Annotated in this window: 13 protein-coding genes and 1 tRNA gene; 9 read left to right on the forward strand and 5 right to left on the reverse strand. The window is 60.0% G+C overall.

Going from position 1 to position 12,621, the window contains the following annotated elements; genetic code table 11:
* Positions 1–38 precede the first annotated feature (38 nt).
* A complete protein-coding gene (locus ACOZ35_RS07590) occupies positions 39–1,427 on the forward strand; it encodes an NAD(P)/FAD-dependent oxidoreductase (protein ID WP_424015779.1) in 1,389 nt (462 codons plus the stop codon).
* Positions 1,428–1,496: 69 nt separating this feature from the next.
* On the opposite strand, the gene ACOZ35_RS07595 is transcribed toward ACOZ35_RS07590, so the two are convergent.
* On the reverse strand, positions 1,497–2,654 hold the full coding sequence (locus ACOZ35_RS07595; protein ID WP_424015780.1) for a M24 family metallopeptidase: 1,158 nt from the start codon (positions 2,652–2,654) through the stop codon (positions 1,497–1,499).
* Positions 2,655–2,827: 173 nt separating this feature from the next.
* Here ACOZ35_RS07595 and ACOZ35_RS07600 point away from each other — a divergent pair.
* Positions 2,828–2,902: transfer RNA gene (locus ACOZ35_RS07600), tRNA-Val, on the forward strand.
* A 91-nt stretch (positions 2,903–2,993) separates the two neighbouring features.
* On the opposite strand, the gene ACOZ35_RS07605 is transcribed toward ACOZ35_RS07600, so the two are convergent.
* Positions 2,994–3,713, reverse strand: coding sequence for a hypothetical protein (locus ACOZ35_RS07605; RefSeq protein WP_424015781.1), 720 nt, complete (start codon positions 3,711–3,713; stop codon positions 2,994–2,996).
* Positions 3,710–4,900 (reverse strand): hypothetical protein, encoded by a 1,191-nt coding sequence (locus ACOZ35_RS07610; protein WP_424015782.1) that lies wholly within the window; start codon positions 4,898–4,900, stop codon positions 3,710–3,712. Before ACOZ35_RS07610 ends, ACOZ35_RS07605 begins: the two co-directional genes overlap by 4 nt.
* 152 nt (positions 4,901–5,052) lie before the next feature.
* Between ACOZ35_RS07610 and ACOZ35_RS07615 the strand changes: the two genes are divergently transcribed.
* Positions 5,053–7,395, forward strand: a complete 2,343-nt coding sequence (locus tag ACOZ35_RS07615; protein ID WP_424015783.1) for an McrB family protein — start codon at positions 5,053–5,055, stop codon at positions 7,393–7,395.
* Positions 7,392–8,675 (forward strand): McrC family protein, encoded by a 1,284-nt coding sequence (locus ACOZ35_RS07620; protein WP_424015784.1) that lies wholly within the window; start codon positions 7,392–7,394, stop codon positions 8,673–8,675. Before ACOZ35_RS07615 ends, ACOZ35_RS07620 begins: the two co-directional genes overlap by 4 nt.
* Before the next feature lie 25 nt (positions 8,676–8,700).
* Here ACOZ35_RS07620 and ACOZ35_RS07625 read toward each other — a convergent pair whose 3' ends face one another.
* Positions 8,701–9,912, reverse strand: a complete 1,212-nt coding sequence (locus ACOZ35_RS07625; RefSeq protein WP_424015785.1) for a DNA cytosine methyltransferase — start codon at positions 9,910–9,912, stop codon at positions 8,701–8,703.
* Positions 9,913–10,052: 140 nt separating this feature from the next.
* On the opposite strand from ACOZ35_RS07625, the gene ACOZ35_RS07630 reads away from it, so the two are divergent.
* Complete coding sequence (locus ACOZ35_RS07630; protein ID WP_424015786.1) at positions 10,053–10,316, forward strand: hypothetical protein; 264 nt, start codon at positions 10,053–10,055, stop codon at positions 10,314–10,316.
* 26 nt (positions 10,317–10,342) lie between these two features.
* On the opposite strand, the gene ACOZ35_RS07635 is transcribed toward ACOZ35_RS07630, so the two are convergent.
* Entirely contained in the window at positions 10,343–10,672 is a 330-nt protein-coding gene (locus ACOZ35_RS07635) for a MarR family transcriptional regulator (RefSeq protein WP_424015787.1), read from the reverse strand.
* Positions 10,673–10,854: 182 nt separating this feature from the next.
* Here ACOZ35_RS07635 and ACOZ35_RS07640 point away from each other — a divergent pair, with 182 nt between their 5' ends.
* The 4 genes from ACOZ35_RS07640 (at position 10,855) to ACOZ35_RS07655 (ending at position 12,465) form a co-directional block, all read left to right on the forward strand.
* Positions 10,855–11,028 (forward strand): hypothetical protein, encoded by a 174-nt coding sequence (locus ACOZ35_RS07640; protein ID WP_424015788.1) that lies wholly within the window; start codon positions 10,855–10,857, stop codon positions 11,026–11,028.
* Positions 11,025–11,330: a helix-turn-helix transcriptional regulator gene (locus ACOZ35_RS07645; protein ID WP_424015789.1), complete on the forward strand. Its 306-nt coding sequence runs from the start codon at positions 11,025–11,027 to the stop codon at positions 11,328–11,330. The genes ACOZ35_RS07640 and ACOZ35_RS07645 overlap by 4 nt, the downstream gene beginning before the upstream one ends.
* Before the next feature lie 64 nt (positions 11,331–11,394).
* Positions 11,395–12,081, forward strand: coding sequence for an AAA family ATPase (locus ACOZ35_RS07650; RefSeq protein ID WP_424015790.1), 687 nt, complete (start codon positions 11,395–11,397; stop codon positions 12,079–12,081).
* A 99-nt stretch (positions 12,082–12,180) separates the two neighbouring features.
* Entirely contained in the window at positions 12,181–12,465 is a 285-nt protein-coding gene (locus ACOZ35_RS07655) for a translation initiation factor eIF-1A (protein ID WP_004595341.1), read from the forward strand.
* The last annotated feature ends 156 nt before the right edge of the window (positions 12,466–12,621 follow it).

The following is a 12,621-nucleotide window of genomic DNA, read 5'->3' on the forward strand; positions in this document are numbered from 1 at the left end:
ACCGTGAATTTAATAGCCGGACGGCAACCTCACGGGGTATGGAACGCGTAGACGTCGCGATCGTGGGCGGCGGACCGGCCGGGTCGTCCGCGGCGCACGCGGCCGCGACCGACGGCGCGGAGGCGCTGGTCCTCGAGAAGGGCGTCCCCCGAGCCGACCGCGACCGCCTCGGTCCCGACTCGACCGACGCGGCCGGGATCTTGGACTACTGGGTGGACATCATGGGGATCCACCCCGACGAGTTCGACGACGGGGTCGTCCAGCGCGAGCTGAACCGCGCCGAGTTCCGGGGCCCCGAGGAGTCGGCCACGCTCACCGCCACCGGCATCGACTCCTCGTACGACAAGTTCGGGTACACCTTCCAGCGCGCGCGCTTCGACGACTGGCTTCGCGACCGCGCCGAGGACGCCGGCGCCGAGTACCGCGTCGGCACCTCCGTCCGCGGCGTCGACACCGACCTCTCGGTCGCGCCGGGCGACGACGACCCGCGGCACACGCTCGAACTCGCAGACGGCGAGACCGTCGGCGCCGACTTCGTCGTCCTCGCCGACGGCCCGCAGCGGACCGTGACGAACCGGGTCTTAGACGAGTACTTGCCCGCGGACGCGCAGGCGTCCGAGCGGCTGGCCTCCCGCACCGCGAACCACATCGCCTACCAGGAGTACCGGCGCGTCCCCGAGGACGTGTTCGAGGAGGTGAACGACGCCATCGTCTTCTGGTGGGGCGTGATGCCGGGCGAGACCGCCTACCCGTGGATCTTCCCGAACGCGGACCGCGTCTGTCGGATCGGGCTGACGATGCCGATCGGCCTCGACATCGACGAGGTCGACCGCGACGAGTACGCGCTGCTCGACGACGACGACGAGTCGATCCCGCAGGGGAGCGAGTACATCCGTCGCCTCCTGGAGTGGCAGTACGGCGACGAGTACGACGTCGAGGAGGACTTCCCGCTCGTCGAGGACGCCGGCAAGCGGAACGGGACGGAGACGTATCCGATCTCGTCGACCCGGCCGATCGACTCGCCGGTGGACGCCGGCGTCGCGGTCGCGGGCGGCGCGATGGGGACGACCTCGGCGTTCCACGAGGGCGGCGACCACGTCGCGGTCCGTACCGGCGCCATCGCCGGAGAACTCGCCGCCGAGGGAGACTTGGCTTCCTACAATCGCCGCTGGAAGGAGGCGATCGGCGACGAGATCGTCCGCAACGTGACGATGGCCGACATGGTCGCGGAGTACGAGCCCGACGACTGGAACCGGGTCATCGGCGCGGCCGACGCGATGCTCGCCGCCGAGGCGGGCGGCAGCCTGCTCTCGCAGCCGTACCGCTCCGGCTGGGAGTCGCTGAAGCTGCTGCTCGGCTACAAGTGGAACAAGCGCCGGGTGAAGAAGGAGTACGTCGGCATCGACGAGAGCGAGTACGTCTACTGACGCCGCGTTCGCGCGGCGGCGGTGCGGCGTTCGCGCGGCCGCGGTGCGTCCTCCACCGAGTCCGTCCTGTTATCGAATGACGGGCGCCGCCAGCTCGACGGGTTCGGCTTCGATTCCCGGAAGGTCCACTGGTTCGACCTCGTGGGTCGGCCACCGGCCCGTCTTCGTGAGCCGCTCGGTCAGATCGGACGTGACGAGGTGCGTGTCCTCGCTTTTCGTCCCTTGAACCGTCGGATTCCACGCGTAACCCATCGGCCGCCGGACCGGCTCGTCGCCGTCCGGGGTCGCGATCCACTCCCGGCCAGCGAATCCGGCGGCGCCGCCCTGGTGGTGTTTCTCCCACTCGTCCGCGAAGCCGGCAGCGTCGTACGCTTGCTGGATGGCCGCGAAGATGTCGCCGGCGGTGTCGGGGGTGGCGTCGTCGGAAGCGGGATCGCCGGAAGCGGCGTCGTCGTCCCCGGAGAGCGCCCCGGCCGCGGCGGCCTCGGTGGCGCGGACCGCGGTCGCCTCGACGCGCGCCGCGGCGCGGTGGCGCTCCTCGAACCAGTCGGGGGCGTCGAAGGCGACGGTGCGCGTCATCGAGGCGTACAGCCCCGCGCGCTCAGCGGTGACCGACACGAGCGCGTAGTCGCCGAGGGCGGCGTCGCTCGGCGTGTAGTGGCGGAACGCCTGTGCCCGGTCCCCGCCGCCGACGAGGACGACCGGTGTGTCCACGTCGCGGGAGGCGAGCGAGATGTCGATGCCGGCCGCGACCTCGTACTCGGGGTCCTCGGGTTCGAGGTTCCGGCAGACGGTCTCGACGGCGGCCGCGACCTCGCGGCCCAGCTCGCGGTACCGCTCGACGTCGTCGTCGGTGAGCGGCTGCCGGAGGCGGCTCCCGTCGACGGCCTCGAATCCGGGCACGTCGAAGTCGGCGGCCGCGGGGGCGGGCGAGCGCTCGGCGACCGCCTCGGCGAGCGAGTCCGCGTACCACGGGAACGACTCGACCGCGAACGCGTCCGGGAGCTCCTCGTCGGCGAGCCGGTCCGCCTCGATGTTGTCGGTGATCACGCGGAGTTCGCCGTCGTAGCCGGCGGCGGCGACGCCCGTCGGCGCGTCGGCGTCGACGACGTTGTCGCCGCCGGTGAGCCACGCGAACCCGTTCGGACGCGCGAACCAGACCGCTTCGAGCCCGCGCTCGTCGAGGTACGCGTCGAGCCTCTCCGTGCGGGCGGTGAGATCGACCATGCGAACGGACTGTCGGCGAGCGGGTAAAAACGGTCGAAAGCCGCTCGCGCCGTCGGATCCGGGAGCCTGCCGTCGCCCGATCGGCGGGTGGTGACTCGCCCCGTCCGGATCCCCGAAACGAAAGGTTCAATTATGTCCCCCGGAAACGACGAGATGCGTCAGTAAGCCCCTGCGGGTTGGTAGTCTAGTCCGGTTATGACACCTCCTTGACATGGAGGAGGCCGGCAGTTCAAATCTGCCCCAACCCACTTTTGAGATTTCGCGACTTCGATAGCATCGCTCGTAGAATATCGGCCTTTTAACGGCGCGTGCTGCGGCGCTCTGAGCGTTTCTACCCAGTTACACCGAGTAGTCTGGGTCGAACTCGGCGTGGGCCTGTTTATACTCTCGAAGGAGATCTCCCACTCCGGTAATCGCAGACTCCATCTCGATAATCGGGTTCTTCCTCATCTCGTGAAGCCCGACTTTCGCCTTCAGCTCGCTGGTGTTCGTCCGGTTCGAGCCCTCGGCGTTGCGGTACTCCCAGTCCTCGTGGTCCATACTCGCGCATAGAACCTGCGTGACCTCGATAGGCGGCGTCTCGTCCGGGGCGGGGGCATCGTCCGTGGCGGACTTGCTCCGCGCGTTTATCCGATAGTGGATTCCGAGGAGCCACCCCTCGACATTGTGGTGCGCGTAGAACGTGTTCCCCTTCGAGGCTTTGACTTCCAAGCCCGGACCGTTGTCAGAATCCTTGACTGCGTAATTGTCCGGCCATTCGTGATCGGTCCCGTCGTAGAGCAAGTCCGGGTATCCGTCGTCGAGTCGGTTGAGAACGAAGTTCGGAGACTCTTCCGCAAAACGAGTGGTTAGACGGTGACTGACAAATCCACCAATCGCGTTGTTCGCTCGGAACTGCTCGTGGAACCGCCCGTACCCTTGTTCGAGGTGCCACTTGTTCACCTCGTGCCAGTATTCGTAGAAGCTCTCGATCGCGCTCACGACCTGCGAAACTTCGAGTCCGTAGGGGAGCTCCGCATCGCGGTTGACAAATCGCTCTTGAATCTCTGGCCGCTTCATGTCTCGTCGAGTCCCATCTGTACGTCGGAGTCCGCGAGGTGGTCGAGGACGCGGTTGTCCGGGTCGATGCTCGAAACGAACCGCAAGAGTCGCTGAACGCCGTCGGGATTCTCCTCGATGTTGGCGAAGAAGTGGACCATCCCGTGAAGCGCGCGGTTCTGCTTGTGGTAGTCCCAGAATCGAAGCTGTCGACCGAGATCATCGTCATCCAGAACCCGGACATCCGCTTCTTCGAGCGTTTCGCGGGCTTCCGGACTCACCTCTGTACAGATCGCGATGGCGATGGCGGTCGTGTTTTGTGCGACCTTCATCATCGTGCCGAGTTCGGCACTGACGTTCGACTCGTCGATGACGCGGTCCTTGACCTCGACCGAGATCATGAGGTCGGGGCCGTGGTACCCGTCGATGTCGCCGTAGCGCTGCTGGCGCGAGGAGCCGGTTCGAACCTTGCTCGCGCGGAGGGACAGGTGCGGCCACTCCGCTTTGACGTACCCGTAACAGAGGGCCTGGTACGCCGAGCCACCCTGCTCGTTGGGGGCCTTCCGCGTGTAGTCCCTGAGTACCTTCAGGAACGGATCTTCGAACGGCGGGTCGCGTCGTTCGTACTCGCTCGACTCCAACCGCTTCAGCCCGAGGTCGAAGAGCTCCTGTGCGGCGACGAAGCGACCGTCGCGGGAGAGTCGGAACGCGAGTTCGAGCATGTCGTCGTACCGCTCCCACTCGCCGGTGTGGTGGCCCGGCGAGCTCGGGAAGTTCGTTCGGTTCAGGTCCTCCCGGAACAGCTCGATCAGCTCGTTGTGGAACGTTCGGATCCCTTCCCGTGTGTCACCGCGTTTCAGCGTCAGCGACGACTTCGCCATACTCTCGTATCGGTCGAGAATGTCGTCGACGGTGATGTCGGGGTCGAAGCCGGCGAGCCAGTCGTCGTGTTCCGCCAACTCCTCGGCGAGAACGACGAAGTCGATCGCGAGTCCGAGAGTCCCCTTGGAGGATTTGAACTGCGTCTCCGCCTCCGACACGAGCGTCTCGATTACCGCACGCTCCGCGTCAGAGATTTCCTCGTCTGAACCGTCGTATTCGGACAGATCTGATTGATTTTCGAAGTAGGTGCTCGGGAAGTGGCTCCGCAGAAACGCCTCGATTGCCTCGTGCTCGTGATCTGCGCGATCTTCGCTCCATCTACTCATTTGGATATACTGTCCACTTAGCAGACACGCTTAGAAACGTTGTGTTCCCCCATTACTGGAAATTACATCTCACAGTGCCTATTCCTGAGAGTGGGAGAGATTCGCAGGTACCCATAATTAATTTATTATAGGATTTAGATTTCTAATCAATCATGAATGATGAAAATCTGCGTTCCTCTCTGACGGTGTTCTCCAATACAGCAACGGAAAAACTCAGTAGATTGGCTCACTTTCTAATTTCAATCGAGAATTATGGTCCAGAACTTGAAGAGGTCCAATCAGGCTATCAACGTGAGGTGAATTCGGCCTCGGCAGTACCGCAGTCTTGGCTCACGCAAATGGAAATGATGGGTTTGGTCCGCGTTAGCAGGAATTCCCGGACTATTGAACTACGCCCTACTGGTGAACAGGTACTACGTGAACTTCAGCGAGAAGGGGCCCCAGATACCCCGATGGTACTAATAAAATCTTTCTGTGAAACGTTCGTCGGATTCTATGACACGATCGCACTGGTATCTACTGTTCCGTTGCGAGTGAGCCAACTACAGACAGTTTTAAATCAGAAATACGATTTAGATTGGGAGTCGAAGAGCCAGGCTAAGCAGCGGGCTGACTGGTTACGACTAGCAGGAGTAATCGATCTGAATTCTGCTAACGAATACACACTCTCTACTCAAGGAGAAGAGATATACAGAGACCTACAGGATGAATATGGGACTCCAGACATTCTGCCCCTCCTCGGATCAGGTAGTAATGCCACACCCTCTAAAAACGTGCCACAGCAAGCGAATGAAGAAGTTGATTCAGTAGCATCTGACTCTGAGACGCAGACTACTACATCAGATGGTGCGGATCAGTCAATTACGCTTCCTTTTATTGAGCGGATAGATACGAAAGTGATCTCAGTTCACGTGCCGAAAAGCAATAACACAGATGATCGGTACGAAAGCACTGTCGAGTCCAACGAGACTCTTGATCCAGAAGATCCCCTCTTCATCGAAGAATATCAGAATAATTCAGTTCGATACTGGCTGTGTGACAGTAATGAACTCGACAACGTTGGTGGATTAGCCAGAGGAGACGCAATTTTGTTCCATCACGTGGACAAGGGATATATGACCGTTGCAACCGTGCTAGAAGCGGTCACAGTCGATATTCCGATATCAACGCTTGACACTGCGATCTACTTTGAAGAGGTATATGATGCCGTAGTTTCAGAGGAAGAATTATTCGAGCTTTTTGGCTGGGAGAGCCATCCCAACCAACAGTGGAGTCGACTCGATAACAGACAGAGTCAGGTTCTCGCATATGAGTACGACTCAGTTGAGGCATTTGTTATGGAAGCGAGAGGCGAACTCCAGTTCAATTTCTGGTCGTATGAGAACTGGTCGTTGGACGGGAACTTCGCCCGTCACTTGGCTCGGCAACTTGAGAGAAAAAGACAAGTTATCCTGTACGGACCACCCGGGACAGGGAAGACATTCTTCGCAGAGAGATTTGCGAGACTTTGGACGGGTAAGCAACCAGGAACAGATCCCAGCACGTATCAAACGGAGTCCGTCACGTTCCACCCTTCCTTCTCGTACGAGGATTTCATAGAGGGATACACCATCACCGGCAGTGGTGAGGAGTCAAATAGGGTGGCTGCTGTGGATTCGGCGGAAAAAGACGAGAAAAGAACTGAAATGTCGAACGGCTCACCGTATGGACTGAAGGAAGGGATCTTCCGGGAAATCTGTGACGAAGCCGCTCTCGCCTTAGAAGCTACACCGGAAAACCGAACACCACCACGATACGTGCTTGTCATTGACGAGCTCAATCGTGGCAATGTTCCGCAAATCTTCGGCGAAATCATCACCCTGCTTGAAAAGGACAAACGCGGACAAGAACGCTTCCTCTCTCACTCAGGGGCTAAATTCACGATCCCAGAAAACGTGTATATTATTGCTACAATGAATACTGCGGATCAATCGATTTCAAAACTAGACGCTGCTCTGAGACGACGTTTCGCTGCTATTTCACTCGGCCCTGATTACGATGCGCTTTATGACTCCCACAGTGTATTTCCTGAAGACAAGGAAACAGCCGCAAAGCTAGTCGAGACAGGTCGGAAGGACGTTGAGGCAATGGTAGCAGCATCGGTGCTTGCGCTCGAGATCATTAATAAACGGATCACTGCCGTTCGAGGACTTGGAAAGGGGAAACGAATCGGTCACGCGTATTTACACCCGGACACCTGGATGAGTGATACTGAAGATCCACGAGACATCGAGCTAACCGATGTCTGGAGATACGATATCTTACCGCTCCTGGAGGAGTACTTCTTCGAAGACACTCAACAACTAGAAGAGAGTATATTACGTGGAGGTTCTGAATTCATTAATGAGTCAACAAACGACGTTCTGAGTATGACGCCGTCGAAACTCAAAGAGAATCTCAGAACCTTTGTGATTGACAATCAGGGTGAACTTGACATCGAGATCTCGCCTGAATGAGTTTTAGCTCACAATCAAATGAGGAGATAATTACTTTACAGGAGCGAACAGAGACGGATCTCTCCGATCAAGCACTCACAGAGGAAGATTACGTTGCCCTGGATAAGCACGATAATGTAAGTAGTGTGTCGATTACCTCTGAAAAAGTCAAGATACAACAGCACATTGGACATATCGGGCTTCCCAGCGGAGCGTATCTTGAGGTACTCCCCAAGGACAGCCTAGAGGGATTCAAACTACTATACTATCTAGCGAAAGCGGGTCGGGTAAGCGAGGAACTTGTCACCGGTAGAGGGGAGATCGGGTTCTCGGTTGGAGAGTCATTCATTGAGGTCGTAGGGCAGGTCTACGCACAAGAGATTGAACGGCTGTTACGAAGGGGGATCCACAAACGATACCTCCCCAAGCAGCGAACGACCGACCACGTCAAGGGTCAACTTCAAGTAACCAAACAACTAGCGCGTCAGGAGCCGTTCGCAACTTCCTTCGAGAGTCGGTACGATGAGCTCACAGCGGACATTCCTCTCAATCAGTTAATTCTATTTGCTGCTGTTAAACTGGCAGAAGAAGTTCGAGAACCTACAGTAGAGGATAGACTCAGACGCCAGATCGGAGATCTTCAACGGATAGTCACACTCCCCCTAACCCCACCACATCCATCTGAAGTCACGCTTACCAGGGAGACGCAGGGATACGAGCCGCTGGTGAAGTTCGCAGAACAGATCCTCGACGAGAGCTATATCGATACTTTCGGTCAGCAGACTAAGCTGCTTGAATCTCTGCTCATCAACACAGAGACATTGTTCGAGGAAGTAGTCTATTCTCTCGTTGCTGACGTGGTCCATGGCTCTCGTTACATTCTGGAAGGAGATGGAGATCCTGAGTCAGAAGCAGATTCGGACATCGGGCATCTGCTGAGGGATGAATCAGGAGATGGAATACAAGGAATGCAACCCGATATTTTTCTCAGAGATCGAGGAACACCAGTTTGGATTGCCGACGCAAAGTGGAAGGAGAGTGACTCGCCGGCACGAAATGACCTGTATCAAGTCACGAGCTACCAACGGAAGGTGGGGGGAGATTCGGTGATATTCTATCCTGATCAGGGGGGTTCCCTCGAGACCGTCTATGGACTCTCAGACGACGAGCATGACACACGAGAAGATAATGAGTTGCGAATAGTCGAGGTTCCACTAGGTGGTGAGACTTATCAAGAGTTCGAGCGAGAAGCCAGAGAGAAGGTTAGGGAAGCAATGCAAGCACAACTTCCGGAACTGTGATTTTCAGTTGTATTCGCGTCACGTATCAGTTGGCGAAGTCGAGTGTAACCTGCTGTGCGTGGCCCCCGATATCCGACTTTTCTTCCTCAAACTCGGCGAGGTCCATCCCCCCGCACCGAAGCTTGTAGATGCGCTCTCGCTCGTTGGCGGTCAGCGTTTGGCTGTAGACGCTCTGTTTGAGGTAGTAGCCGACGGATTCCGCGAGATACGGCGGCACCGCGTTGCCGATCTGCTTCCGGACGGAGACGAGTCCGCCGTCGAAGCGGTACCAGTCGGGGAACGTCTGTAGCCGCGCCCCCTCACGCGGCGTGAGCCCCCGGTGCTGGAACGGGTGGATACACCGGGCGCTGGAGGGCTTCGACATGTTCGACGTGATCGCGACGGCCGGCTCCTGCGAGTCGAGTCGGGAGTAGGAGTTGTGGTAGCCCGACGACGGCTGGAGCTCGTCCGGAATCTCGGTCCGGTTCCCACCGTCGGAGATGTGTGAGATCATCTCCACCATGTCCTCGGTGTGGTTCGCGGCTTGGTGGTGGGTGAGCTCCGTGCTCTCACCGCGGAGGTCATCCTGAATAACCGTTTTCGGCTCAGCGTCGTACTCGGTCTTTTCCTCGCCGGGCCCGACTTCGGGAAGGTCGCCGATCCCAGCGATCACACCGGGTGTCTCGATCGGGTCCAGCTCGAACCCGTCGAAGGGGAACTCGGTCGTAGAGTGCTTCGTCGCGAGCACCAGTAGTCGGTGGCGCTGCTGCGGGACGCCGAAGTCGGACGCCTCCACGACGCGATAGCTGACATCATAGCCCATCTCGCCGAACGACTCCTCGACGGCGTCGAGGAACTTCCCGTTGGCGGTGTTTTGCATCCCGCGGACGTTCTCGAAGAGCGCCGCCTTCGGATCGAGCTCGTTCACCCACGAGATGAAGTTCACGAAGAGGTGGTTCCGGTCGTCGCTGCCGTCAGGGCTGACCACTTCGGAAAAGCCCTGACAGGGCGGCCCGCCAGCGACGAGGTCGACGGTGTCGCGGCCGACGACCTCGGTGACGTCCTGGTTGTCGACCTCGCGGATGTCCTGCGTCAGCTCCTCCGGCTCCAGACCCTCGCGATTGTTCGCGAACGAGGTGCGGGCGTCGTCGTCGACCTCGACGGCGTGGACGAGCTCGAAGCCGGCGCGTTCGAGGCCGACAGAGAGTCCGCCCGCTCCCGCGAACAGATCGACGTAGGTCAGGTCCTGCTGACTCATCTATCGGAGAGTGCCGCTCAACCGTATTTAATCGTTGGTACTGGGAGAATCGTTGGAGAGGCAACTTGTCCGGGAGGCGGTCGTCACGGAGCCAGATCTCGCCGAGCAAATTTCATATCGTGGGGCGCTCAAGTCGACCTATGAGCAGTGACCTCGTTGAGCTCCCGATCGAAGTGGAGGTCACGTCAGAACGGTACGGGACACTTCGATCGGTGAACGTCCTGTCTGGAGACGATATCCCTCCGGAGTTGGATACTCAAGAGTGGCGGCTTGAAGAGCTCTCCGTGGAGTCGCACGTTCGGGATCAGATTGATATTCGTGCGATTAATGAAACGACGAAAATTGGGGTAGTACGAGTTGACGCTAATACGCTAGAGTGGAAGTTCATCGAAAATAAACGCTGATCCCCGTAGATATCCATAACAGGCATTCAGGTGGCGCCTCCATTCGGGGCCTCACTGTCCGTCGGATCCTGCGCCTCGACAGACCCACCGTCGTCATCGATGTAGGCCCAATTCTCGGTGTCGAGCCGACCGTTGAGATACGCCTCACCGTCGTCGGTGATCATGTAGACGCCGTTTCCGAGATCTTTGACTAACCCCTTCTCGGCTAACTTCTTACATCGCCGATGGACCTGAACACGCGAGTATCGAATCGGTCCCTCCTTCTTCATTTTCGTAGGAGAGCCGGATTCGTGTTCGGACAGATACTCTAGAATTCGATCGTCAGCAGCAGACATCCACTCTCCCGCATATCTCATATAATACACTGACGCACCCGTATTTAATATATGTCCGAATAGTGATTGGGGACACTCCCAGTACATTCAAGTAACAATAGTATTCATGTGTATCTACGGAGCCCGAGTGACGAACCCTCGGCTCGCGATGAAATGTAGGAATCCCGGCTGCGGTGTACCAGCACCCAGCCGGATCGGGTTCTGTGCTTGACCACAGAACCATGCTGACGATGGCAACTGCGGGGCTTAAGCCCTACGCGACGACCGGCGAATCGAGCGAACACACCGACTGCGCACGCTGTCCAGCGCCGGCTGACGGCTTCGACGCCGCACGCGACGTGCCCGTCTGCCACGCCTGCGCGGAGGAAGAGGCATGAGCGCGGACTGCGCGCCTGACTGCAATGCGCTCGCCGACCTCACCGCGTTCCAGCGCGACCTGCTCTGGGCGCTCTCTCACGAGAACGCCCGCAAGGGGACGGCCCTGAAGGCGGACCTCGCCGACTACTACGGCGAGGCGATCAACCACAGCCGCCTCTACCAGAACCTCGACAGGCTCGTCGAGCGCGACCTCGTCGCCAAGCGGCCACGCGACAGGCGCACCAACGAGTACCGACTCACCGAGACCGCTCGTCGCGCGCTCGAAGGGCGCCGCACGTGGCAGACCGGGAGGAAAGCGTGAGAGTCGCTCGTAGCGACCTTTCGATGCGAAGTTTCTTTTAGCTCACCCCGGAGGATACCGGTAGATGAGTGACCGAGGCGGTCGAGCGCCGGACCGGACCGAATCGCCGACTTCGAACGGTGAGGCGGCGGATTCGCTCGCTCCGACGCCGTCGGCCTCGTCCGCTACGGGCGCCGATGAGGAGGCGTCGACGGGGCGGCTGGTCGTCGTCTGTGGGCTTCCCGGCGTCGGCAAGTCGACCGTCGCCGAGCGGGTCGCCGCCCACGTCGACGGGCGGATCCGCCGGACCGACGTGATACGCAAGGAGCTGTTCGACGACCCCGAGTACACCGACGCGGAGACCGAGGCCGTCTACGCCGAACTCCTCGCACGCGCCCGCGAGGACGTCGACGCCGGCGACGCGGTCGTCCTCGATGCGACGTTTGCGGACGCCCGGTTCCGCGCGGACGCCCGCGAGACGGCCGCCGCGGCCGGAGCCGAGTTCGACCTCGTCGAGGTCGCCTGCGACGAGGCGGTCGTCGAGCGCCGGATCGAGCGCCGCGACGGGATCAGCGACGCCGACTTCGAGATCCACCTCCACTTCAAGGAGCTGTTCGACGAGGTGGCGAGCGACCACGTCGTCGTCGACAACTCCGGCACGGAAGCGGAGACGTTCGCGCAGGTCGACGCCGCGTTCGGTGGGGGCGCAGCCGGCGAGGGCGCTCCCACCGACCGCGGCGACCGCTCGGCCCCGGTCACCGACGCGGAGTGAACGTCACCGTCCGCGGCGCCGTTTCGTGCGAACAGATCGCATGACGGGGGCACACACGCGTCTCCCATCACTTATACGGGCGAACGCACTACTGGTGGTATGAGCGAAGAATCCGGGCGGAAGAATCTCCGCATGCCCAACGACGACGAAGTGTTCGCCGTGGTGACGGAACACCTCGGCGGCAACCACGTTCAGCTGCGCTGCGCCGACGGCGAGGAGCGGCTCGGCCGAATCCCCGGCCGCATGAAGTACCGCACATGGATCAGCGAGGGCGACGTGGTCCTCGCCGAGCCGTGGGACTGGCAGGACGAGAAGGCGAACGTCGAGTGGCGGTACGAGGACGAGGACGCAGACCAGCTCCGCCGCGAAGGCCACATCCAGTAGACGAACCGCTCGCGACCGCGCCGCGTCGCCGTCGACCGTTTATCTGCGTTCTCTCCGCCCCGACACGGTTCGTTCGGGCGTTTTCTCGCTCGCTTCGATGTTTCCTGCGAGCAGCCGCCACCCCGTCCCGTATCGAGGCGTGGAACGGACGGCCGG

The organism is Halorubrum xinjiangense (assembly GCF_049604745.1).
GTDB classification, from domain to species: Archaea; Halobacteriota; Halobacteria; order Halobacteriales; family Haloferacaceae; genus Halorubrum; species Halorubrum xinjiangense_A.